The organism is Sphingomonas bisphenolicum, from assembly GCF_024349785.1.
GTDB classification, from domain to species: domain Bacteria; phylum Pseudomonadota; class Alphaproteobacteria; order Sphingomonadales; family Sphingomonadaceae; genus Sphingobium; species Sphingobium bisphenolicum.
This window is the reverse complement of the sequence record NZ_AP018817.1, coordinates 2933764-2956533: the sequence shown is the minus strand read 5'-3', so window position 1 is coordinate 2956533 and position 22770 is coordinate 2933764. Positions and strand designations below refer to the sequence as shown.

Sequence of the window (22770 nt, the reverse complement as noted above, 5' to 3'; positions counted from 1 at the left end):
CCTTTAGCGCGAGCGCTGGTTCAATCCGCCGCGCGGGGCGTCAGATAGCCGATCACACGCGCCAGCGTGTCGCGCAGTTCGCCGCGATGGACGACCATGTCGATCATGCCATGGTCCAGCAGATATTCGGCGCGCTGGAAGCCTTCGGGCAGCTTTTCGCGGATCGTGCTTTCGATCACGCGCTGGCCCGCGAAGCCGATCAGCGCATTGGGTTCGGACATCTGGATATCGCCCAGCATGGCGTAGCTGGCCGTCACGCCGCCGGTGGTCGGATCGGTCAGCACGACGATATAGGGCAGGCCCGCGGCATGCAGCTTCTGGATCGCCACGGTCGCGCGCGGCATCTGCATCAGGGAGAGAATACCCTCCTGCATCCGTGCGCCGCCGGCGGCGGTGAAGATGACATAGGGGCATTTATGGGCGATCGCATCGTTGACGCCCTGGATGAAGGCCGCGCCCACGCCCATGCCCATGGACCCGCCCATGAAGGCGAAATTTTGTACGCCCATCACCAGCGGCACATCATCGATCGCGCCTCGCGCGTTGATGAGGGCGTCCTGGTCCCCGGTCGCCGCGCGGGCGGCCTTGATCCGGTCGGGATAGCGCTTGCTATCACGGAATTTGAGCGGATCTTCCTGCACTTGCGGCGTCGGCAGCAGGATGAAGCCGGCGTCCAATATCTGTTCGAACCGTTCCGACGGACCGATGCGGCCATGATGGTCGCACCGTGGGCAGACCGACAGATTCTCTTCCCATTCCTTGATGAAGATCATCTCGTGGCAAGACGGGCATTTGTGCCACAGCGTTTCGGCGGTGCTTTCCTTCTTGGTGAAAGGCAGGGCGTTACGAACGCGGTTGATCCAGCTCATGCGGCGGTCTCCCGAATATGAAGGGCGTCGCGCAGCGTGGCGACAAAGTCCTGGACGAAGGGCGCGGCGGCATCGCCATGCGACCCGATGATATCGACGATGGCGGAGCCGACGACCACGCCGTCGGCGATCCGGCCGATGGCGGCGGCCTGTTCCGGTCCGCGCACGCCGAACCCGACGGCGATCGGCAGCTTGGTGGCGGCCTTCAGCTTGTTGACGGCGATCTCGATATTGGCCTGTGCCGCCGACTGCTTGCCGGTGATGCCCGCGACCGAGACATGGTAGAGGAAGCCGCTGGCGCCATCGAGCACTGCGGGCAGGCGCGCCGCGTCGGTCGTGGGGGTGGCGAGGCGGATCAAGTGAACGCCGGCCGCGCGCAGGGCGGGGCCGATCTCGGCATCTTCTTCCGGCGGAATATCGACGCAAATGACGCCATCGACGCCGGCCGCCTTGCACTGTTCGGCGAACCAGTCGGCGCCGCGGATCAGCATCGGATTGGCATAGCCCATCAGCACCAAGGGCGTATCGGGGTGGCGCGCCCGGAAATCGGCGGCGAGGGCGAAGATGTGCTTCGTCTTCGTGCCCGACCCCAGGCTGCGCAGGTTCGCCAGTTCGATCGCCGGGCCATCGGCCATCGGGTCGGTGAAGGGCATGCCCAGCTCGATGATGTCAGCCCCCCCTGCGACCAGCGCCTCGAGGATGGCGGGGGTCGCGCCGACGTCGGGATCACCGGCGGTCACGAAGGTGATGAGCGCGGCGCGGCCCTGCGCCTTGCAGGCGGCGAAGCGGGTGGAGAGGCGATCCATAGTCACATCTCCACTCCCAGCGCATCGGCGACGGTGAAGATATCCTTGTCCCCCCGGCCGGAAAGGTTGACGACGATGATCTTGTCCGCGTCCAGCGTCGGCGCGACCTGCTCGGCGGCCGCAACGGCGTGGGCGGATTCGAGCGCGGGGATGATGCCTTCCAGTTTGCTGAGCGTCTGGAAACTGGTCAGCGCCTCGTCATCCCTGATCGGCATATATTTGACCCGGCCGATTTCGTGCAGCCAGCTATGTTCCGGGCCGATGCCGGGATAGTCGAGACCAGCGGAAATGCTGTGCGCTTCGGTGATCTGGCCGTCCTCGTCCTGGAGCAGATAGGTGCGGTTGCCGTGCAATATGCCCGACGCGCCCCCGGCCAGCGAGGCGGCATGTTTCTTGTCCAGCCCTTCGCCGGCCGCTTCCACGCCGATCATTGCGACGTCGGGATCGTCCAGGAACGGATGGAACAGTCCGATCGCGTTGGAGCCACCGCCGACCGGGGCGATCAGCAGGTCGGGCAGGCGACCTTCGGCCTCCATGATCTGCGCGCGGGTTTCCTTGCCGATGATCGACTGGAAGTCGCGCACCAGTTCGGGATAGGGGTGCGGACCCGCGGCCGTGCCGATGATGTAGAAGGTGTCGTGGACGTTCGACACCCAGTAGCGCAGGGCGTCGTTCATCGAATCCTTGAGCGTGGACGACCCCGAATGGACCGGGATGACTTCCGCGCCCAGCAGCTTCATGCGGAAGACGTTGGGCTTCTGCCGCTCGACGTCCTTGGCGCCCATGAAGATCTTGCATTCCATGCCGAACAGGGCGGCGACGGTCGCGGTGGCGACGCCATGCTGGCCCGCGCCGGTTTCGGCGATGACCTTCTTCTTGCCCATGCGACGGGCGAGCAGCGCTTGGCCGATGCAATTGTTGATCTTGTGCGCGCCGGTATGGTTCAGCTCTTCGCGCTTCAGGTAGATTTTCGCGCCCCTCTTTTCTCCATTTGGGCCCGGTTGCGCCTTGGCGCGCAGCGCCTCGGTCAGCCGCTCGGCATAATAGAGCGGATTTGGGCGGCCGACATAGGAGCGCAGCAGTTCGGCGAACTCGGCGTCGAAGGCGGGATCGGCCTTGGCGGTCTTATAGACCTTTTCCAGTTCCAGGATCAGCGGCATCAGCGTTTCGGCGACGTAGCGGCCGCCGAACGCACCGAAATGGCCGCTGGCGTCGGGCTGCGATCGCAGGCTGTTGGGCAAGGATAGGGTGTCAGTCATGATGTCGGTCTTTCCGGGACAGATGGGGCGTTCGCTTCGGTTCTGAGAGAAGCGATCAGCGCCATCGTCCTTCGATGCGCATGGCAGGGGCGTTCAGCGTCAACATGGCTGAACCGCTTTGCAGAAGGCCATGATCTTGTCCACACTCTTGATGCCGGGCGCGCTTTCGACGCCGGACGAAATGTCGATCAGCGGCGCGCCGGTGATGCGGATCGCCTCCAGGACATTGTCGATCCCAAGCCCGCCCGAAAGCCCCCATGGCGCCGGGACGGCCAGGCCGCGCAGCAGCGTCCAGTCGAAACGCAGGCCCATGCCGCCGGGCAGGGCCGCGCCGTCGGGCGTCTTGGCGTCGAACAACAGCCGGTCGGCGGCACCGGCATAGGCGCTGGCACCGTCGATATCGGCGCGGGTCTTGACCGCTATCGCTTTCCACACCGGCAGGCCGAACCGCTGGCGGATGGCGGCGACGCGCTGCGGGCTTTCCTTGCCATGCAGTTGCAGCGCGGTGATCGCGCCGGTGCCGACCAATTCGCCCAGCATCTCGTCAGTCGGATCGACGACGACCGCGACCTTTTCGATATGGGCGGGGGCGTGGGCGGCGAGGCCGCGAATCTGCTCGGCCTCCACATGGCGCGGACTTTTGGCAAAATGGACGAAGCCGACATGGCTCGCCCCGGCGCTGACTGCCGCGCCCACCGTTTCGGGCGTGGACAGGCCGCAAATCTTGATCGCGAGTCGGGACATGGAGCGGGCTTTAGCGGGGATAGGCCGCCAAGTCACATGTCCGGCTGGAGCGATGGCGGCAGCGGCGTAGCGTCCTGGGTCAGGTCCATGTCATGCAGGCCCAGCCACTGGTCGGCTTGGGCGATGCAGGCGTCCCCCAAAAAACGATCGAGGACGGCGACGATCTCGGCATCGCTCATCGTCACAGGGTCGAGCGGGGGATGCCAGTGGAGGTCGAAATGCGGGCCGCTGGTGCGCAGCAGGTAGAAGGGCAGGAAGCGTGCGCCGACTTTGCGTGCCAGACGCAGCGCGATCGACAGGTTGCCCGACGGCTCGATCGGCCGGCCGAAGGTGGGGAACCAGACCTGCCGATCGCGCCGTTCGTCGGCCAGGATATAGAGCGTCGCCCGGTCCTTCTGGGTCAAATGCTTGAGCACGCCCCGCGCCGCGCCGCCGCCGCCGATCGCCTCGCCCATGTAGCTGGAGCGCGCCTTCTTGAGCTGGGCGGCGATTTTGGGATCTTCGGGGTCTTCATAGACGCCCAGGCCCGGACGGTCGGTCGACCATTTGATATAGGCGGCGAGCAGATCCCAATTGCCGAGATGACAGGTGAAGGCCACCATCGGGCCGGGACCGTCCAGCACCGCCTTATAGCCCGGCTGATCGACCACGGTCACATGGGCGTCGTTCACCAGCCGGTCGATATTGGCGAGTTCGGCCATGGTGCGGCCGATGTTCGTCCAGCGTCGCGTCAATATCGCCTCCCGGTCCGCTTCGGGCAGGTCGGGACGCAGCAGGGCCAGGTTGGCGCGCGCGCGCGCATCGCGCAGTTTCATGGTGCGCCGCGCGACATGGGCCGACAGCCAGCCGCCGAGCCAGGACGCGACCGGCGCGGGCAGGGTGCGCATCAGGAAGAAGAGAAAGGGGTTGGAGAGCATCGGCCAAGCGTCATACAGCAGCGGACATGACGGTAAAGAGGGCGTAGGCGCTTGTGATAATGCTGTGGGTCTGGTTCGGATTGCAGGCGCTGACCGTGCTGGGCGTCGCCAATTATTGGCGGAACCTGCCGAAGGACCGGCAGGAGGAAGCGCCTGCGGATGTCGTGCTTATCCTGAGCGTCCGCGACGACTGGGATGGCGGGCCGGACCTGATCGCCCGGCTGAAGGCGCAGAACGCGCCGTTCCGCTTGCTGCTGGCGACATCGGGTAACTGCCCTGCCGCCAATGCGCTGGCGGCGCGGGAAGGCGATTGGGCGCAGGTGGTCGCGGCCGGGGTGGCGCAGGATGAGGGCCAGAAGGTCCATAAGCTGCGCGCGGCGCTGCGGGCGTTGCGGCCGGACGATCGCTATCTGGTCTTCATCGACGCCGACATAGAGCCGCCGGCGCGGCTGGTCGGGCGGCTGCTCTTCCCGCTGGTGCGGGGCAAGGCGGATATCGCGACGGGCTATCGGATGCTGTTGCCGGAGGGCAGCGGCCTGGCAGCGCTGGTCGGCGCGGTGGAGATGCAGTTGGCGACGCTGCCCCGTTTCGCCAGCGCGACCATGCCCTGGGGCGGGGCGATGGCGATGACGCGGGACGTCGCGGACCGGCTCGACCTCGGCCGGGCGCTGGCGGGGCGGCTGTCGGACGATATGACGATCGGGCTGGCCGGATGGCGCGCCAAGCTGCGGCTGCGGCCGGTGCGCGATCTGTTGGTGGCCAGTCCGCTGGATGGGAAGGCTGCCGATCTGCTGGGCTTTGGCGTGCGCCAATATCGGCATGTCGTCACCAACAGCGCTGGCATGTGGGCGCTCGCGACCGGCGCTGTTGCGATCCAGTCGACGGCGTGGGGCTGGGCTTTGATTTGGGGCGGCTGGCCGGCAGTGGCGATCGGCTATGGCGCGGCCTGGGGCCGGGCGCTGGCGCGGCTGTCGATCGTGGCGCGGGTGCTGGAACCGGATCAGGCCCGTATCGCCCGCCGCTCGCTATGGTGGGACATGGCCCTGCCGTTCGCGGTGACATGGGCGCATCTGGCGGTACAACTGAAGGCGGCGACATCACGCAGGGTCAGATGGGGCGGCTGGGATTATTGGATGGCGGGCCGGCGCGTCGTACGGATGGCAAGGGCGGGGAGAGGCTGATGACGTCCAGAAGGGAATCTATGATGGCCATTTCAGCTTGCCCCATAGCCGTCGCTCCAGCGAAGGCTGGGATCTCATGCGGCGGTAGAGGGATGGTGGCCGTATAGCTCGCTATCCGTTTACGCAGCGTATTCCATGCCTGAGATGCCAGCCTTCGCTGGCATGACGGCATTTTTTTCGGGCTTCCGACCTGGAAGCTGACCGTCCGCTCTCTACCCATGCCAGCCGCTCCCTATAATGAAAGCCTGTCCTACAGGCGCATACCCCTATAAAAGTCCGCCCGGCTCTTTTCATCGTCAACTCATTCGACTGACGCCGATTTTTCCTGTCGGGCGAAAATTTCCCATGGCTCATATGCAAGAAGTTCGGGAAATATCCCGGCCAACCCATTGAAAAGGCTTATGCGCCGCGGGATCGACTCGCGCCGAAACAGGCCGAAACCCGCCCGAAATCGGCGAAATGCGGCCGGATATCACCCATCCCGAACAAAAAAGCCCGCGCTTCTGCCTTCTCAGAACCCCGCCGGAAACTGATGCCGCCCGTCGTCGCCGATGCGCAGCACGACCTTGCCCGCGACCGCGCTGATCGGCAGATCGCCATAAAGATGCGGGAAGAGCGCACCACCGCGCGACTCCTCCCATTTGATCGCATCGCCGAAGGGGGCGAGGTCGATCATGAGCATGACCAGCCGATCCTGCCCGGCAAAATGCCTGGCCACCGTTTCGGCCGCCTGATCGCGGGTCGACATATGGATATAACCGTCCGTCAGATCGATCGGCGCGCCTTTGAACACGCCATCGGCCTTGAACCGGTCATATTGCTCCGCCGTCAGCACCTTGTAGGCGAACAGGTCGCTCATGCCTCCGGGGTCGTCTCGGCCGATTCGGCGTCTTCGCTTTCCTCGATCTTGGCGGCGCTCACGACATGTTCGTCCTTGGCCACATCGAACAGCCGCACGCCCGCCGAATTGCGTCCAATGACGCGCAGGCTGTCGAGGCCCATGCGGATCAGCTTCGCCTGATCGGTGACGAGCATCAACTGGTTCGCCTGCGTGGCGGCGAAGCTGGCGACGACCGGGCCGTTGCGGCCGATATTGTCGATGTTTGTGATGCCCTGACCGCCGCGGCCGGTGCGGCGGTAATCATAGGCGGACGACAATTTTCCATAGCCATTGGAGCAGACGGTCAGGATGAACTGCTCCCGCTCCTTCATCAGGGCGAACATCGCCTGATCGCCCATTTCGCCATCCTTTTCCGGCTTCCAGGGCGCGAAACGGAGATATTCCTCGCGCTGTTCCTGATTGGCGCCGGAGCGATGGAGAATGGAGAGCGAGATCACCTCGTCGTCATTCTTCAGCGTCATGCCGCGCACGCCGGTCGAGGTGCGGCTCTGGAATTCGCGCACGTCGGTCGCGGCGAATCGGATCGCCTTGCCCTGGCGCGTGGCGAGCAGCACGTCGTCCTCTTCGGTCAGCAGCGCGACGCCGATCAGCCGATCGTCGCTGCCTTCGTCGAAGCGCATGGCCAGCTTGCCGTTGCTTGGCACATTGGCGAAGGCGTCCATGCTGTTACGGCGTACCGTCCCGTTCGCCGTCGCGAACATGACGTGCAGATCCTTCCAGCTATCCTCATCCTCGGGCAGCGGCAGCACGGTGCGGATGGTTTCGCCGGGGCCGAGCGGCAGCAGGTTGACCATCGGCCGACCGCGCGTCGCCGGGCCGCCTTCGGGCAGGCGCCACACCTTCATGCGATAGACCTTGCCGGCGGTCGAGAAGAACAGGACCGGCGTATGGGTCGACGTCACGAACAATTCGGTGACGGCATCCTCATCCTTGGTCGCCATGCCCGACCGGCCCTTGCCGCCGCGCGCCTGGGCGCGGAAGCTTTCGAGCGGGGTGCGCTTGATATAGCCCTGCACCGTGACGGTGACGACCATCTCCTCGCGCTCGATCAGGTCTTCGTCCTCGATGCCGTCGGCGGCGGCCGTGATTTCGGACAGGCGCGGGGTCGCAAATTCCTTTTCGACCGCCTCCAGCTCTTCGCGCATGACGGCATAGAGCTTCACCCGGTCGCCCAATATGGCGAGATATTCGGCGATGGCTTCGGCCAGTTCGGCCAATTCCTTGCCGATTTCGTCGCGGCCCAGAGCGGTAAGACGATGCAGGCGCAGGTCCAGGATCGCGCGGACCTGAATGTCGCTCAACTTGTAGACGTCGCCATGGACATCGGTTTCGATCGCTTCGACCAGGCGCAGATAGGGCGCGATCTCGCCGATCGGCCATTCGCGCGCCAGCAGCCTTTCGCGGGCTTCGGCCGGGCTGGACGATCCGCGGATGATCTTCACCATCTCATCGAGATTGCTGACCGCGACGACCAGGCCCAGCAAGATATGCGCCCGGTCGCGCGCCTTGTTCAGCTCGAACTTGGTGCGGCGGGTGATGACCTCTTCGCGGAACTTGACGAAGGCTTCGATGATCTCGCGCAGGCCCAGCAATTCGGGGCGGCCGCCCCGGATGGCCAGCATATTGGCGGGGAAGCTCGATTGTGCGGGCGTGTTGCGCCACAATTGGTTCAGCACGACTTCGGGGGTCGCGTCGCGCTTCAGGTCCATGACGATCCGCACGCCTTCGCGGCTGGACTCGTCGCGAATGTCGCTGATGCCTTCGATCCGCTTGTCCTTGGCGGCTTCGGCGATCTTTTCGACCAGGCCGTTCTTGCCGACCTGATAGGGGATGGCGGTCAGGACGATCGATTGACGATCGCCGCGCCCTTCCTCGACCACATGGCGCGAGCGCATCATGATGGAGCCGCGGCCGGTATGATAGGCGCTGCGCGCGCCCGACTGGCCCAGGATCAGCGGCGCGGTGGGGAAATCGGGACCGGGGACGATGGCGATCAGTTCGTCGGTCGTGATGCCGGGATTGTCGATATAGGCGAGGCAGGCGCGCAGCACTTCCCCCAGATTATGCGGCGGGATGTTGGTCGCCATGCCGACCGCGATGCCACCCGCGCCATTGACCAGCAGGTTGGGGAAGCGCGCGGGCAGAACCTGCGGCTCGCTTTCCGATGCATCATAGTTGGGCGTGAAGTCGACCGTGTCCTTGTCGAGATCGTCCAGCAGCGCGGTCGCGACCTTGGCCAGGCGCGCTTCGGTGTAGCGCATGGCCGCTGGCGGATCGGGGTCCATCGAGCCGAAATTGCCCTGACCGTCGATGAGCGGAACCCGCATCGACCAGTCCTGAGTCATGCGCGCCAAAGCGTCGTAGATCGAGCTGTCGCCGTGCGGGTGATATTTACCCATCACCTCACCGACGAGGCGCGCGGACTTGCGATAGGGACGGTTGTAGACGAAGCCCGATTCCTGGGCGGAGAAGAGAATGCGGCGATGCACCGGCTTCAACCCGTCGCGCACATCGGGGAGGGCGCGGGCCACGATGACGGACATGGCATAGTCGAGATAGCTTGCCTTCATCTCGTCTACGATGGAGATGGGGCTGATGTCCGAAGGGTCGGCGAGGACAGTCTCGTCGGTCAATGCGATTCTCTTTTTTCAGGATGGATTCTGTTACTCAACCCCTAGCCGAGCGAAACAAATCTGTCACCCCTCGCGCGCGTACGCGCGCCCGCATGTGCAACCAAGACGGTATGGGGAGGGGATATGTTCGCAAGTGGAACGAAGCGGCTGTATAACGGTTGCAAAATCCGACGATATCGGCTTGTTCAATGGCCGTTCACGCGCCGCCCCCTAATCGGCGCTCAACCGCGAAAGGTCGCCTGTTGTCCCCCAATCAGGCGCGCAAAGGAGATGAGGATCATGCGTTTTGTTACCCCGGTGGCGCTCGTGCTGGCTTTGGCAATGACCGGCGGCGCGATCAGCGCGCCCGCCTTCGCCGCGAAGAAGGAAGAAAAGAAGGCCGGCCCGAAGCTCAATGTTTCGCCCGACGTCATCAAAGCGCTGCAAACCGCGCAGAAGGCCGCCGAAGGGCAGGATTTCGCCGGAGCCAAGGCTGCGCTGGCCGAAGCCGACAGCAAGGCCACATCCAATGACGACAAATATCAGATTGGCGCGATCAAGCTGAACACATCGATCGCCGCCAAGGATACGGCATTGCAGAGCGAGGCGCTGAACCAGATGCTCGACAGCGGCCTGACCCCGCCCGAACAGGCTGGGCAGTTCAACGCGATCGCTGCCGACCAGGCGATGCAGGCGAAGAATTACGACGTCGCGATCCAGCGCGGCCAGGCGGCGCTTGCCGCCGGTTACAAGGCGGAATCGGTGCAGCCCACCATCGCCCAGGCCTATTTCGGCAAGGCCGGCACCGGCAATGGTTCGGTCGAGCCGGCGCGTGGCTTCAACCAGCAGGGCCTGACCGCGCTCAAGGCCGCGGCCGACGCGATGAAGGCGTCGGGGCAGCAGGTTCCGGCCCAATGGTATCAGATCGGCGTCAGCCGCGCGGAGGCGGCCAAGCTGCCCGACGTGACGGAATGGGCGAAGATGGCCTATCAGGCGGAACCCAGCGGCCAGAATCTGCGGACGCTGGTGCGCCTGTTCCAGCGCGCCAACCCCAATATTTCGAACCGCGAAAATCTTGACGTTCTGCGTCTCCTGTCGATTTCCGGCGGCCTGGTCATCGCGGCGGACTATACCGAATATGCCGAAATGGCGTCGAAGACCGGCATCTATGGCGAGGTCAAGTCGGCGATCGACGCCGGCCGGTCCAAGGGCGTGCTGAGCGCGACCCAGGGCGCCGACGTCTATCAGACCGCCGTGCCAAAGATCGCGGGCGACAAGAGTACGTTGGGCGCTGCTGAGGCCGACGCGCAAAAGGCCGCCAACGGCAAGATCGCCGCCGCCACCGGCGACGCCTATCTCGGCTATGGCGACTATGCCAAGGCTGCGGCGATGTTCGAACTGGCCAAGCAGAAGGGCGGCGTGGAAGCGGACGAGATCAACTCGCGCCTCGGCATCGCCAAGGCACTGGGCGGCGATAATGCCGGCGCCAAGGTCGCGTTCGAAGCGGTGCAGGCCGGTTCGCGCAAGCAGATCGCCGGTTTGTGGCTTGCCTATCTGGGCACCAAGGGCGCCTGATTAGCCGGTGTGGGCGCGCGGTTGTCGCGCGCCCACAGGTTTTAATGACTTTATTCTGGGGGAGCCGGGGCGGCCCATGCGCATCGATATCAAGATTTCCCGCCTGCCGATGGCGGCGCTGGCGGCGACCGTGGCGATTGTGGCAACCCCGGTGGCGGCAAAGAAGCAGCCGATCGTGGCTGGTCCGCCGATCGTCATGTCCGACGGTTTCCGTGCCGCAGCCCAGGCTGCCGAAGCCGCCTTGAAGGCACGCGATGGGACGACGGCTGGCGCGCGCATTGCATCGCTCAGCCCCACCAATGATTTTGAATCCTATGTTGCGGCCGGGATGCGCTTTCAGCTTGCGGCGCAACGCCGCGACGTGCAGGCCGAACGCATCGCCCTGACCGACATGTTCAAGACCACGGCTTTGCCGCGCAGCGAGGCGCCGCGGTTGCGCTATGTCGCAGGCTATCTGTCCTACATGGTCGGCAACTATGCGGATGCCACCGCCCAGCTCGATTATGCCAAGACGCTGGGCTATGACGGCATCGACGCGACCATGTTGCGTGCCGACATCGCTCTGCGCCGTAACAAGCCCAAGGAAGCACGCCCCTTCGTGCAGGAGGTGATTGCCCGGCAGAAGGCGTCGGGACAGCCTGTGCCGCTGGCCTGGACCGATCGCGCCATCGCCATGGCCTATCAGGCTGGCGACTGGACCGAAGTCGGGCAGCTTTACCGCGACCGGCTGAACCAGCAGGATGGCAAGGAAGAATGGCGCTCCGCTCTGGTCAACTACCAGTCGGCCGCCGAACTGGAACCGCAATTGCAGCTCGACCTCTATCGCCTGCAGGCGGCCAATGGCGCGATGGCGAGCGAGCGGGACTATCAGGCCTATGCGCAGGCGGCCGAGAAATCAGGCTATTATTCCGAAGCCAAGGCGATCATCGAATCCGGCCGCAAGGCGGGCAAGCTCACGCCGACCCAGAGCGTGACCAGCCAGTTGCTCAAGAGCGTCACGCCCAAGGCGACCAAGGAAATCGCCGCCTTGCCCGCCATGGCCAAGAAGGCGACGACGGCAAGCAATGGCAAGGACGCGCTGGCCGTCGCGGACAGTTATTTCTCGCTGGGACAGTTTCCGCAGGCCGTCGAACAATATCGGCTGGCGCTGACCAAGGGCGGGATCGATGCCGGGCACGCCAATGCGCGGCTGGGCGTGGCGCTGGCGCGGTCCGGCGACCTGCCCAATGCCCAGGCGACGCTGGCGCAGGTCAGTGGCCCATGGACTGCGATCGCCGGCTTCTGGACTGCCTGGGCGCAGCATCAGGATCGCAAGGCCGGCTGACGCACGCCGGCCTGTTCCGCTGCCCGGTTCAGACGGGCAGGGGGACGCCGGGCTGGTTCTTGGACGTGCGGATGGTCAGCGATGTCTTGACGCTGACCACATTGGGCGCAGGCGTAAGCTTCGACGTCAGGAATTGCTGGAAGCTTTGCAGGTCGCGCGCCACCACTTTCAGGATGAAGTCGATTTCGCCGTTCAGCATGTGGCATTCGCGCACTTCGGGCAGCGATGCGACATGATCCTGGAACGCCTTGAGATCGGCTTCGGCCTGGCTCTTCAGGCTGACCATGGCGAAAACGGTAATGGTATAGCCCAGCATAGCCGGATCGACGACGGCATGATAGGATTTGATCGCCCCCGCTTCCTCCAGCGCACGTACGCGGCGCAGGCACGGCGGCGCGGTCAGGCCGACTTTGCGGGCCAATTCCACATTGGTCATCCTGCCGTCCTGTTGCAGTTCGCCCAGGATCTGCATGTCGATGTCGTCGATATTGGGGCCGGCCATTATTTCGCTTATTTCCTGTCCTGTTTATGCAAGCCATCATAATAATGTTTCAGGGCAATGCAATTGTCCCACTATGCGACGATCGCTTTCGTTCGCGGCATCGGGGCCTTTTCCTTTCCGCGTTGAGCGCCTATCGATGATCGGGGCCGTATCGGCGCGCTGCGGGGCGCAGGCTTTCAACCCGCATGATTTGGGGATTTTGGTGCGTTTCAACGATCTCATGCAGACAGTGCTGGCGGCGCAAGACCGTAGCGGTCTGGGCGCGGTGACGTTGTGGCGCCAATGTGTCGATCTCCTGGCCCAGCACGATCGGCCGGACCGGATCGCCATGGCGGCGCAGGATCGAGGGGCGCTGCTCGAACGGCTGTCCACTCTCCAGTCACAATTGACCGAAACGCAGCGAATCGCGACCGTGGTGGAACTGGGCGGCCGTCTGCGTTCGCCCAGCCTGGTCGCCTTCTTCGCCAATGACCGGCCCTCGATCGCCGCCGCCGCCGCTGCGCGCGCCCAACTGCCGGAGGCCGCATGGGTCGAACTGCTGCCGCACCTGACGCCCACGGCGCGCGGCGTGCTGCGCGGCCGGCGTGACATAGGTCCGAAGACCCGGCAGGCGCTGGAAGCCTTTGGCGCGCATGATCTGGTGCTGTCTACCGCACGGCCGGACATGGTCGGCGACAGCGACATGATCCTGACGCAGGAGATGCGGGCGGAACCCGATCCGTCGCCGATCGAGCCGAAGGCTTCCGCGACGGTGACGCCGCTGCGTCCGCAGCCGGGCGACGAAAGCCAGATCCGCAATCTGGTCGACCGGATCGCGCGGTTCACCAGCACGCGCAAGCCGCCGGAGGCCGCCAATGCCGACGCCTTCCCCGTCAGGGAGGCCGCGCCCCGCGAGTTCGCGTTCGAAACCGATGCGGAAGGCGTGATCCTGTGGATCGACCAGGGGCCGCGCGCGGCGCTGATCGGCCTGATGCTTGGCGATGTCGCGCTGGAGGGGGGCAGCGGACCCGACGCCTATGTCGCCGGCGCCTTCACGCGTCGCAGCGGATTCCAGAACGGACGCTATACGATCGTCGGCGGGGCGATGGCGGGCGAGTGGCGGCTGTCCGCCACGCCGTTTTTCGATCCGCGCTCCGGGCGTTTCCAGGGCTATCGCGGACAGGCGCGTCGCCCCTTCCTGCATGAAGTCGCCAGCGAACCGAAGCCCGCGGCCATGGCCATCGCCGGGCTTTCGGCGGACTCGCTGCGGCAACTGGTCCACGAATTGCGCACGCCGCTGAACGCCATATTGGGCTTTGCCGAGATCATCGAACAGGAACTGTTCGGCGCTGCCGGCGTCCAGTATCGCGACATGGCGGGCAAGATCGCGGTCGATGCGCGCCACCTGCTCGCCGCGTTCGACGATCTGGATCTGGCGGCGAGGGTCTCGCGTGGCGATGGTGCGACCATGCCCCAGCTGATCGACCCCGCGCTGCTGGTGACGCAGGTCGCAACGCGCTTTGCGGATCAGGGCGCCGTCGGCATCGACATCGCCGTCGCGCCCGGACTGCCGCAGGTGCGGATCGATCCGGTGCAGGGCGAGCGGATGGTGCAGCATCTGCTGCGTACCGCTATTTCGGTTGCGCCGGCGGGTGAGGCCGTCACCGGCGCCTGCTGGTTTCAGCCGGATGGCGCGGCTGGACGGGTGGTGTTCGCAGTCGACCGCCCATCCACCCTGATCGGCATGGACGAAGCGCAACTGCTCGACCCGGGCTACGACGCCAGTGGCGACTGGGTCGATGGACCGTTGCTGGGGTTGGGCTTTTCGTTGCGGCTGATCCGCGGGCTGGCCGGCACATGCGGTGGCGGGCTGGCGATCGAGCCGGCGCGGCTGCTGCTGACGATCCCCGCCGTCGCGCTTGCCAGCGATCTGGCAGACCACGCCTGACGGGCCAAACCTGGAGGGACAGGGAAACCCTATCGCAACCATTGGCCGATAGGGATGTGGCATGATGGCTCAACTTCATGATGGCAATCTGCTCCGGCCGCCACTGGCGCAGGACCTGATTGCGCTCGACCCCGCCTTCGGCACGCGCTTCATCCTGTTCGTCGACACCGAGGAGGAGTTTGACTGGGACGCGCCGTTCAGCCGCGCCAGCAATCGCGTCACGGCGCTGGCTGGCATGGCGCGTGGTCAGGCCTATTTTGCTGCTGCCGGGGTCAAGCCCATCTATGTCACCGATTATCCGGTGATCGACAGCGATGCAGCCGCCGCGATGATGGGGCAATGGGTGAATGATGGCGCGGCCGATATCGGCGCGCATCTCCATCCCTGGGTGAACCCGCCGCATGTCGAGGATGTGAACGCGGCCAACAGCTATGTCGGTTTTCTCCCCGAAGCGGTCGAACGCGCCAAGCTGGAGGCGCTGTGCCAGCGTATCGAGGAGCGGTTCGGTCGACGCCCCATCGCCTATCGCGCCGGGCGCTACGGCGTCGGCCCCAACAGCGCGCGCCTGCTGGAGGAGGCGGGTTTCCGGCTCGACAGTTCGGTGCGCAGTCGGTTCGACTATAGCCATCAACATGGTCCGGACTTTCACGGCCTGCCGCAAATTCCCTATTGGGCGGGGCCGGGCCGGTCGCTGATCGAACTGCCGTTGTCCACCGCCTTTGCCGGATTGTTGCGCGGGGGCGGCGAGCGTCTGTACCGCGCCGCGCAGGCCATGGGGCCGCTCGCAGGGGCCTTGTCGCGCGCCAGGATGCTGAGCCGCATTCCGCTGACGCCCGAAGGCGTTCCTTTGCATGAGGCGATTGCGGCGATCGACGCGCTGATCGAAGAGGGCGTTCGCGTGCTGAATTTCAGCTTCCATTCGCCGACGCTGGAGCCGGGGCATACGCCTTATGTGCGCGATGAAAGCGATCGGACGGTGTTTTACGGCTGGTGGGACGGCGTACTGGCACATCTGGCCCGCCGCGGCGTTGCCGCCGCCAGCCTGGATGAACTCATTGCCGCCGTTCCCGTGCGCGGACAGGCTTGCCAAGCGGCGTGATGCTGCCTAATCGGCAGCGGAGGTGGGGCCTGTAGCTCAATGGTTAGAGCTGGCCGCTCATAACGGCTAGGTTGCGGGTTCGAGTCCTGCCGGGCCCACCAAATATTGCTTTCAAGACAGTTCAGATGCTATGATAAATCCTTATAAAGCAGGGGTTTATCAGCATTTTGCTGTTCAGGACAGGTCAGGACAGACCAGGACAGTTCAGCGAATCTGCGGGCATAATAGCGGGCATGGCGGGCCGATTTGAGGGCATAATCTCATGTCGCTTACCATCGTCGAAATTAAGAATGCCAAGCCTCAGACGGCCGATTATCGGCTGGCTGATTCTCAAGGGCTTTTTCTCTACGTCACCACGGCTGGCGGAAAATTCTGGCGGTACCGATATCGGATCGGGCCCAAGGAAAAGACGCTTACCCTTGGCCGCTATCCGGAGATGGGACTCGTCGCTGCACGGGAGGCCCATTACGAGGCACGCAAGCTCGTCTCTGAAGGCAAGGATCCGGCGCTGGAGAAGCAAAAGGCCAAGATCGCCAGGATTGAGGCAGCGAAGATAACCTTCAGGAAGCTTGCCGAAGAATGGCTAGCCGACCAGGAGCCGATCTGGTCGCTCTCGAACGCCAAGCGGGTTCGCCACCGATTTGAACGCGACCTTTATCCCCTGTTCGGTAATCATCCGATCGGCCAGATCGAGAGCGCGCCCATTCTGCGTGCGCTCCGGAAGATCGAGGCGAGGGGTTCCATCGAAACCGCCAAGCGCGTCCGTGGCTACATAAAAAGTGTCTTCCGGCGCGCGAAGGGGGAGGGGCTCGTCGAACATGCGATCCTGCTGGAGATCGACGAGATAAAGGATGCGCTCAAGCCGGCGCGCAGAGGATCGAAGCAGCCGGCGCTTACAGAAGTGCCTGAGACCCTGGAATTTCAGAAGGCCGTGGATCGATCTACCTCGAGCCTGACCGTCAAGCTCGCCTCCCGTCTTCTGGCGCTGACCCTGGTCCGGGTGGGGGTGTTGCGAACCGCCCTCTGGAGCGAATTCGAAGGCATCGATTGGGATAATCCCGACGCAATACCGAATGCACCCATCTGGCGTATCCCTGCAGGCCGTATGAAGCTCGACGTAGAGGACAAAGGCAATCCAGCTTTCGGACATGACGTGCCGCTGCCACATCAGGCCGTTGAGGTGCTCCGCGCGCTGCGGCCGTTGACGGGCGGCTTTGCACTCCTCTTTCCAAATTCGAAATCATGGCGAGAGCCGATGTCCGATGCGGCACTAAGCACTATGTACAAACGCATGGGAGGAGGGCGATATAAGAATGTGATGGTGCCCCACGGCTGGAGATCGTCATTCTCGACCATCATGAATGAGCGGGCGGCCGAACTCGAGCGGGATGGAGACCGTATCGTGATCGATTTGGTACTCGCTCATGTTCCGCCGGGGGTGTCCGCATCGGAATGGTCGTACAACCGATCTCGCTATCGCAAGCCGCGGGGGACGCTCATCCAGATTTGGGCCGACCTCATAACACATGGTCTCGACCCAGCGCAGGACGTGGTCAGCCGGTACCTGAACGGTAGCCTAGAGGATCTGCAATAAACTCCTCGATGTCGCTTTCATACCAAGCGACGGAGCGCAATCCTATGCGGCGGCGGCAAGGGAAGCGGCCGGCTCTTTCCAACCGATAGACAGCCGAAACGGACAACCCGGTTCTTGCGGTAACCTCAGGTTTCCGCAGGAGCCGGTCTGTCCGGCGATCCTTCCTGGGGGTCGTGCTTGCGTCCGAAGCAATCGTCGCGTCAACAGAGCATTCAGATATATCAGACTTCATGGCGAACCTTCATCCAGAAGGTCTGCCCGCCAATCGTGAATATGCCGCAAATTGTATAGAACAGCAATGACTTCGGGTTGGCTAAGTGAGGGGTGTGGGTGGACGGATGTTCACCCATGGTCGGGAACGGAGGAGTTCGAAAGTGAAAGATACAGGATTAGTCGCGGCTACAGAATTTTTACGCCATCCCTCGATGGTTGGATCGGCTTTTCCTGCATCCGTGCGTATGGTTCGCCATATGCTGGCACCCGTCGACTGGTCGAAGGTGACGATCGCCGTCGAATATGGTCCGGGGAGCGGCCGGTTCACCTTTGCCATGCTCGAGCGGATGCGTCCCGGCGCAAGACTTCTTGCGATCGATACTGGCGAGGAATTTGTCAAAAAGCTGCGTTCGGCAATCGCCGATCCACGGCTGATCGTTGTCAAAGGGTCGGCGGGCGATGTGGCACGGCATCTGGCGGAGCGTAATCTGGATGAGGCGGATTTGATCCTGAGCGGGCTGCCCTTCTCGACTCTTAAACCAGGTGAGGCCGAGGCGATCATGGCCGAGACTGCGTCTGCACTTGCGCCGTCCGGCATGTTCGCCGCCTATCAGATGCGCACTGTCATCCGGCCGCTAATTGAACGCCATCTCGTGTTGCTCCGGCGGAACTATGAATGGTGGAACATTCCACCCTGTCACCTTTATTGGGCGACGAACCCACCACGTTAGCCGAGATGCGGGTCGACTGAGTGTCTGATTCATAATTATCCGGCGTGATTTGATGCCCTTGCGATGCGGCGGGTGAAGAGTTGAATGGATGCAATGAAGAGCCACGCGGTTGCCGATGCGATGGTTTGCTCGAAGTCCCTGGCGAGGCGTCGGTTCCGGTTGAGCCATGCCAGCGTGCGTTCGACAACCCATCGGCGGGGCAGCACCTCAAAGCCTTTGGCCGTGTCTGATCGCTTGATGATTTCGACGGTCCATTTCCCCATTTGCCGCAGAGCCCCCCTGAGTTTGTCGCCAGCATAGCCGCCATCGGCGAAGACGTGCCGCAGCCACGGAAAGCGCCCGATGATTTCGCGCAGCACCATCGGCGCACCATCGCGGTCCTGAATGTCAGCGGTGTGGATCACGGCATGCACCAGGTTTCCCTCGGTGTCGGTCAGGATATGGCGCTTGCGGCCTTTCACCTTCTTGCCAGCGTCATAGCCACAAGGACCACCACTTTGCGTGGTTTTGATGCTCTGGCTGTCGATCACACCCGCCGACGGAGAGGCCTCGCGGCCTGTCATCTCGCGCGAAGCCATGAGCAGCACATGGTTCATCGTCAGCCACAGGCCGTTGTCGCGCCAGAGGTAAAACCAGCGTCGCACCGTCGAGACCGGCGGAAAGCATGGGGGCAGCATCCGCCATGGCAAGCCACCACGCAGCAGGTAAAGCATCGCTTCGACAATCCGGCGCATCGGCCATTTGCGGGGCCGCCCCACATGCGAGGCTGATGGCAGCAGCGGTTCCAGCACCAACCACTCGGCATTCGTCAAATCACTTGGCAAAATCAGCCCGCGTCGCGCATGAAGCGCGCGAGTGGTATCGGTCCACATCGTTGATCCTCGGTAGTTTTTCGCAAAACCCATGAATCAATGACAGGTCACGCCGTCAAGCTAACCTGCTGATACCACTCACCTTAATTTCGGATCAGACACTGAGAAATATGGGGGCAGGTCAGTGGCGATACTATGAGGGTTGATCTTGATCAGTGGGATTTTCTGGAACGGTTATGAGGCCTTCGGCTTTCTAGATATATCTATCGGAAGGCACCCCCGTGGCGACACAGCTTAAACATCACATCCCGCAGTTTCTTGATCAGCCTTTTCAGGAAGAACTCAGTTATTGGAACAGGCGACGGCTGGCACCGGCATTTCCTCAGAATATGTCTCCCGCTTCATTCGGCGACGATATTGCCATGCAGCGATTACAGCATGCCTTTCTGGAGGAATTGCGGGAAGAGGTGATCGAGGAAGCCGCCGAGGCACCGACCGATGCCGACGGGTTTATTGATTGGTTCGAACAGCTAAAGGCTATCGGACCCGGGCAACAGGATCGCCTTTTCCCCTGGCTTGCTGATGAGGCGAGCCGAGACGAGTTGCGCTGGTTCCTGTCCCAGGAGACAGCCGGGGAGGCGGGGTTCGACGATCTCGTTGCGCTGACGCAGGTGAAGCTGCCCGCGCGCGCTAAGCTGGAATTGGCACGCAATTATTGGGACGAGATGGGACGAGGTAATCCCAAGGGCATGCATGGACCCATGCTTGGGCAACTGGTCGACATCCTTGACCTCGATACACGCATCGAAAATACAGTGTGGGAAAGCCTGGCTTTGGCAAACGCCATGACAGCGATGGCGTCTCTGCGTGCCTATGCCTGGCACAGTGTCGGAGCGCTGGGTGTTATTGAACTGACTGCGCCGGACCGCTCAGCCCATACAGCCCGCGGTCTGCGGAGGATCGGATTGTCTGGCAGCGAGCGGCGCTATTTCGACCTTCACGCCGTTCTCGACGTGAAGCATAGCCGAGACTGGAACGACGAGGCAATACGGCCACTGGTTGCAGAAGATCCCCGGCGCGCTACGGCTATGGCCGAAGGCGCGTTAATTCGCTTGCGATGCGGCGCCCGCTGTTTCGAGCGCTATCGCGGCCATTTTGGACTTGAGTAAGCTACATGACCGATGAATATAGCGGCGACCGCAGAATTCTGCTGGTCGAGGACGATCCGGCAGTTGGAGCAATGATCGCTGAACTCCTGGAAGACGCGCATTATGTCGTTGATGGTCCCCACGCCACTCTGGCCGACGGTATCGCCGCAGTGGCGGATGAGATGCCTGTAGGAGCGGTGCTCGACGTGCGTCTGGGGCAAGGCGATTCCGGTCTTCTGGCAGACGACCTCGATCTCTATGACATCCCCTATGTTTTCTGTGCAGGGGCATTCGATCATCGAGCCGTCCATGCCCATCCTGCCGCGCCCCTGATTTCGAAGCCCGACCTCGTCCGAAGGCTGGTGCCCACATTGCGCCGAATGCTGCACTGAGGTTCCGGTCAAAGATGTCAAGAGCGACGAACTGCCTGGAAAAGCGCCAAAGCAACGCCGGACAGAGTAAGGCCGAGCAGGGCGCCTAGACGTGGGCGTAATATAAGAGAGGTATAAGGGCTTGCAGCCAGACCTGTTTCGTGCGGCGATCGGGCATGTCCATCCGATTGAGTTACCTCCAGCGCATGGAGCATCGTCCTGGGTCGTTTTTTTGTTGACAGCAGCGGGATGACCAACGGCGCCAGCCGTTCGAACAGTGTCGGACAATGGCTCGCCAAAAGGGCCTGAGCGCGGCCAATCCCGCCTACCGTTACCTCGCGCCGGTAATGCTGCGCGCAGAACAGCACGGTATCGGCGACCAGCTGCGGATCATAGGCCGGCGGCGGGACGAGCGCTTCGCCATCCAGATGATTAGCAGCATGCATGCCGATTGGCGTCGCCATTCCTGACGGCTTGATCAATGTGACGGCAATGGGCGCGCCTTGCGCGCGCAATTCGATACGCAGCGACCGGACATAGGCCTTTACCGCATGTTTGGAAGCGGCGTAGGCGCCCAATATCGGGGAAGCCATATCGGATGCTATCGATGCCACCGTGATCAGCGCGCCACCGGTCGCCCGCATATGCCGGACCGCAGCCCGGCAGCCATGAACCGTCCCGAAATAATTGGTAGAGAAGAGCCTCGCATGCTCGTCGTCCGGTGTATCAAGAAGCGGAGCGTAAATCGCTACACCGGCATTGTTGATCCAAGAGTCGATACGACCGAAGCACTCGACGGCTCGATCAGCCGCGGCATCGATCGCACATGCGTCGCCCACATCGGCGACAGAGAAGGCCGCAATGCCGCCGCGCGCACCAATATCGTGAACAATCCTAGCCAGGGCCTCGCCATTGCGCGCAATCAGAAAGACCTTCGCCCCATGGCTCGCTGCGCTATGCGCAATGAGCAGGCCGATGCCGGAACTCGCGCCAGTGATGACCATCACCTGTTCGCCAAGTGGCTTGAGAAACGACTTCAAGCGGGCAGGCCCGCTATCGTGGAATCGTGCAGCGAGGAGCCGTTGAGTTTGCGCAACCCCGCACTATCTTCGTAAGCCTGCTTGCGCATCCTCATGATTGCACGACGCCGATTTTGTACGGGATGGGCCGACGATAGGAGCCGGGTTGCATAGATACCTCCTCAAGGCCGTGAGTCGTCCCGGTCCTTCTTGGGATAATCTTCGGGCGTCACGGTACCGACATTAGGCCGATCCTCGACATCCTCCTGCGGCTGGGCGCCGCCAGTCCGCGGATCTGCCTTCTCACGACCGGGCAGGGTATCGCCGCCCGGACCGCGCGGCGTCTCTGAATCTTCGCGGGGGTCTGTCTTGTCGCTCATTGCTTTTCTCCAGATCCAGGTTCGGCCATCGCGCGATGCTGCTCGGCGAGCACGGCAGCGGGCGTCACATGTGCAGCGGCCGCCTGGAGCTTGTTCTTCCAGCCGGATACGATATGCGCCTTGCCCGCCAGCAGAGCATCCCAACCATCCTTGGCGACCCTGAGCGCATCGTCCTTTTTCTGACTCCCGACGCTGGTGTCGAGCATCTGCGCCCGGTCGAAAAACTCGGTCTCCGTAGGACCGGGCATCAAGGTTGTGACCGTGACGCCTTTGGCTTCCTTGATCTCATTGCGGATTGCGTCGGCGAAACTGTCTATGAACGCCTTCGAACCATTATAGACCGCCTGGAAGCTGCCGGGGATGAAACCCGCAATCGACCCGGTTATCAGCACCTTGCCGTCATCGCGCGCGACCATGGGTTTGAGGACTTTCTGCAGCAGATAGAGGGTGCCTGTGATGTTGGTGTCGATCACTCGGCGCCATTCAGCCACCTCCTGCTCCAGAAAGCCATGGCCCAGCCCCTTGCCGGCATTAGCGCAGAGCAGATCAATCTGCCGACCACCCGCCGCGTCCAGCAGTCGGTCCACGCCCTCCAAGGTGGACAGGTCAGCCTCAAGTGATTGTACATTGACGCCATGACGACGGAAATCGGTGGCGGCTGCATCGATCAGCGATTCGTTCGCCACTACGAGTAGATCGTAGTCGTCCTGCGCAGCGAGATGCGCAAGCTCGAAGCCAATGCCAGTTGATGCGCCAGTGATGATTGCGAATTTTGCCAAAAGAATT

Annotated in this window: 22 protein-coding genes and 1 tRNA gene; 10 read left to right on the top strand and 13 right to left on the bottom strand. The window is 63.1% G+C overall.

Annotated features, from left to right (window positions below; all coding sequences use genetic code 11):
- Positions 1-20 precede the first annotated feature (20 nt).
- The 5 genes from accD to SBA_RS14690 all read right to left on the bottom strand — a co-directional run bounded on the left by accD (position 21) and on the right by SBA_RS14690 (position 4595).
- Positions 21-869, bottom strand: coding sequence for an acetyl-CoA carboxylase, carboxyltransferase subunit beta (accD, locus tag SBA_RS14710; protein WP_224550120.1), 849 nt, complete (start codon positions 867-869; stop codon positions 21-23).
- On the bottom strand, positions 866-1675 hold the full coding sequence (gene trpA, locus SBA_RS14705; RefSeq protein WP_261934965.1) for a tryptophan synthase subunit alpha: 810 nt from the start codon (positions 1673-1675) through the stop codon (positions 866-868). The genes accD and trpA overlap by 4 nt, the downstream gene beginning before the upstream one ends.
- 2 nt (positions 1676-1677) lie before the next feature.
- Positions 1678-2934: a tryptophan synthase subunit beta gene (gene trpB, locus SBA_RS14700; protein ID WP_224550122.1), complete on the bottom strand. Its 1257-nt coding sequence runs from the start codon at positions 2932-2934 to the stop codon at positions 1678-1680.
- Positions 2935-3033: 99 nt separating this feature from the next.
- Complete coding sequence (locus tag SBA_RS14695; RefSeq protein WP_224550123.1) at positions 3034-3678, bottom strand: phosphoribosylanthranilate isomerase; 645 nt, start codon at positions 3676-3678, stop codon at positions 3034-3036.
- Between the two features lie 32 nt (positions 3679-3710).
- Positions 3711-4595: a lysophospholipid acyltransferase family protein gene (locus SBA_RS14690; RefSeq protein WP_261934964.1), complete on the bottom strand. Its 885-nt coding sequence runs from the start codon at positions 4593-4595 to the stop codon at positions 3711-3713.
- A gap of 59 nt (positions 4596-4654) precedes the next feature.
- Between SBA_RS14690 and SBA_RS14685 the strand changes: the two genes are divergently transcribed.
- Entirely contained in the window at positions 4655-5776 is a 1122-nt protein-coding gene (locus tag SBA_RS14685; RefSeq protein WP_261934963.1) for a glycosyltransferase, read from the top strand.
- 511 nt (positions 5777-6287) lie between these two features.
- On the opposite strand, the gene SBA_RS14680 is transcribed toward SBA_RS14685, so the two are convergent.
- Together SBA_RS14680 and gyrA are read right to left on the bottom strand one after the other, a co-directional pair.
- Complete coding sequence (locus SBA_RS14680) at positions 6288-6635, bottom strand: DUF952 domain-containing protein (RefSeq protein ID WP_261934962.1); 348 nt, start codon at positions 6633-6635, stop codon at positions 6288-6290.
- Positions 6632-9310 (bottom strand): DNA gyrase subunit A, encoded by a 2679-nt coding sequence (gene gyrA / locus SBA_RS14675; RefSeq protein WP_261934961.1) that lies wholly within the window; start codon positions 9308-9310, stop codon positions 6632-6634. The genes SBA_RS14680 and gyrA overlap by 4 nt, the downstream gene beginning before the upstream one ends.
- A 279-nt stretch (positions 9311-9589) precedes the next feature.
- On the opposite strand from gyrA, the gene SBA_RS14670 reads away from it, so the two are divergent.
- Both SBA_RS14670 and SBA_RS14665 read left to right on the top strand, forming a co-directional pair.
- Positions 9590-10864 (top strand): hypothetical protein, encoded by a 1275-nt coding sequence (locus tag SBA_RS14670; protein ID WP_261934960.1) that lies wholly within the window; start codon positions 9590-9592, stop codon positions 10862-10864.
- Positions 10865-10940: 76 nt separating this feature from the next.
- On the top strand, positions 10941-12188 hold the full coding sequence (locus SBA_RS14665) for a tetratricopeptide repeat protein (protein ID WP_261934959.1): 1248 nt from the start codon (positions 10941-10943) through the stop codon (positions 12186-12188).
- 28 nt (positions 12189-12216) lie between these two features.
- Here SBA_RS14665 and SBA_RS14660 read toward each other — a convergent pair whose 3' ends face one another.
- Positions 12217-12690 carry an Lrp/AsnC family transcriptional regulator gene (locus SBA_RS14660; protein ID WP_066602894.1) on the bottom strand — a complete coding sequence of 158 codons (474 nt, stop codon included), beginning with the start codon at positions 12688-12690 and terminating at the stop codon, positions 12217-12219.
- Positions 12691-12910: 220 nt separating this feature from the next.
- Between SBA_RS14660 and SBA_RS14655 the strand changes: the two genes are divergently transcribed.
- The 4 genes from SBA_RS14655 to SBA_RS14640 all read left to right on the top strand — a co-directional run bounded on the left by SBA_RS14655 (position 12911) and on the right by SBA_RS14640 (position 17310).
- On the top strand, positions 12911-14617 hold the full coding sequence (locus tag SBA_RS14655) for a sensor histidine kinase (RefSeq protein WP_261936743.1): 1707 nt from the start codon (positions 12911-12913) through the stop codon (positions 14615-14617).
- Between the two features lie 61 nt (positions 14618-14678).
- On the top strand, positions 14679-15716 hold the full coding sequence (locus SBA_RS14650; RefSeq protein WP_261934958.1) for a polysaccharide deacetylase family protein: 1038 nt from the start codon (positions 14679-14681) through the stop codon (positions 15714-15716).
- A 25-nt stretch (positions 15717-15741) separates the two neighbouring features.
- Positions 15742-15817: transfer RNA gene (locus tag SBA_RS14645), tRNA-Ile, on the top strand.
- Positions 15818-15978: 161 nt separating this feature from the next.
- A complete protein-coding gene (locus tag SBA_RS14640) occupies positions 15979-17310 on the top strand; it encodes a tyrosine-type recombinase/integrase (protein ID WP_261934957.1) in 1332 nt (443 codons plus the stop codon).
- On the opposite strand, the gene SBA_RS14635 is transcribed toward SBA_RS14640, so the two are convergent.
- The gene (locus tag SBA_RS14635; RefSeq protein ID WP_261934956.1) at positions 17270-17542 is read right to left on the bottom strand and encodes a helix-turn-helix transcriptional regulator; all 273 of its coding nucleotides are present in this window, start codon (positions 17540-17542) and stop codon (positions 17270-17272) included. The genes SBA_RS14640 and SBA_RS14635 overlap by 41 nt on opposite strands.
- A gap of 142 nt (positions 17543-17684) precedes the next feature.
- Between SBA_RS14635 and SBA_RS14630 the strand changes: the two genes are divergently transcribed.
- The gene (locus SBA_RS14630; RefSeq protein WP_261934955.1) at positions 17685-18254 is read left to right on the top strand and encodes a class I SAM-dependent methyltransferase; all 570 of its coding nucleotides are present in this window, start codon (positions 17685-17687) and stop codon (positions 18252-18254) included.
- Positions 18255-18289: 35 nt separating this feature from the next.
- On the opposite strand, the gene SBA_RS14625 is transcribed toward SBA_RS14630, so the two are convergent.
- Positions 18290-19126, bottom strand: coding sequence for an IS5 family transposase (locus SBA_RS14625; RefSeq protein ID WP_261934954.1), 837 nt, complete (start codon positions 19124-19126; stop codon positions 18290-18292).
- A gap of 221 nt (positions 19127-19347) precedes the next feature.
- Here SBA_RS14625 and SBA_RS14620 point away from each other — a divergent pair, with 221 nt between their 5' ends.
- Both SBA_RS14620 and SBA_RS14615 read left to right on the top strand, forming a co-directional pair.
- Complete coding sequence (locus tag SBA_RS14620) at positions 19348-20235, top strand: iron-containing redox enzyme family protein (protein ID WP_261934953.1); 888 nt, start codon at positions 19348-19350, stop codon at positions 20233-20235.
- 5 nt (positions 20236-20240) lie between these two features.
- Positions 20241-20606, top strand: coding sequence for a response regulator (locus SBA_RS14615; RefSeq protein WP_261934952.1), 366 nt, complete (start codon positions 20241-20243; stop codon positions 20604-20606).
- Between the two features lie 17 nt (positions 20607-20623).
- Here the strand turns inward: SBA_RS14615 and SBA_RS14610 are convergent, their stop codons facing one another.
- From SBA_RS14610 to SBA_RS14600, 3 genes are all read right to left on the bottom strand, one after another.
- A complete protein-coding gene (locus SBA_RS14610; protein WP_261934951.1) occupies positions 20624-21625 on the bottom strand; it encodes an SDR family oxidoreductase in 1002 nt (333 codons plus the stop codon).
- Between the two features lie 161 nt (positions 21626-21786).
- Positions 21787-21984, bottom strand: a complete 198-nt coding sequence (locus tag SBA_RS14605) for a hypothetical protein (RefSeq protein WP_261934950.1) — start codon at positions 21982-21984, stop codon at positions 21787-21789.
- Positions 21981-22769, bottom strand: coding sequence for an SDR family NAD(P)-dependent oxidoreductase (locus SBA_RS14600; RefSeq protein ID WP_261936742.1), 789 nt, complete (start codon positions 22767-22769; stop codon positions 21981-21983). The genes SBA_RS14605 and SBA_RS14600 overlap by 4 nt, the downstream gene beginning before the upstream one ends.
- Between the last annotated feature and the right edge of the window lies 1 nt (position 22770).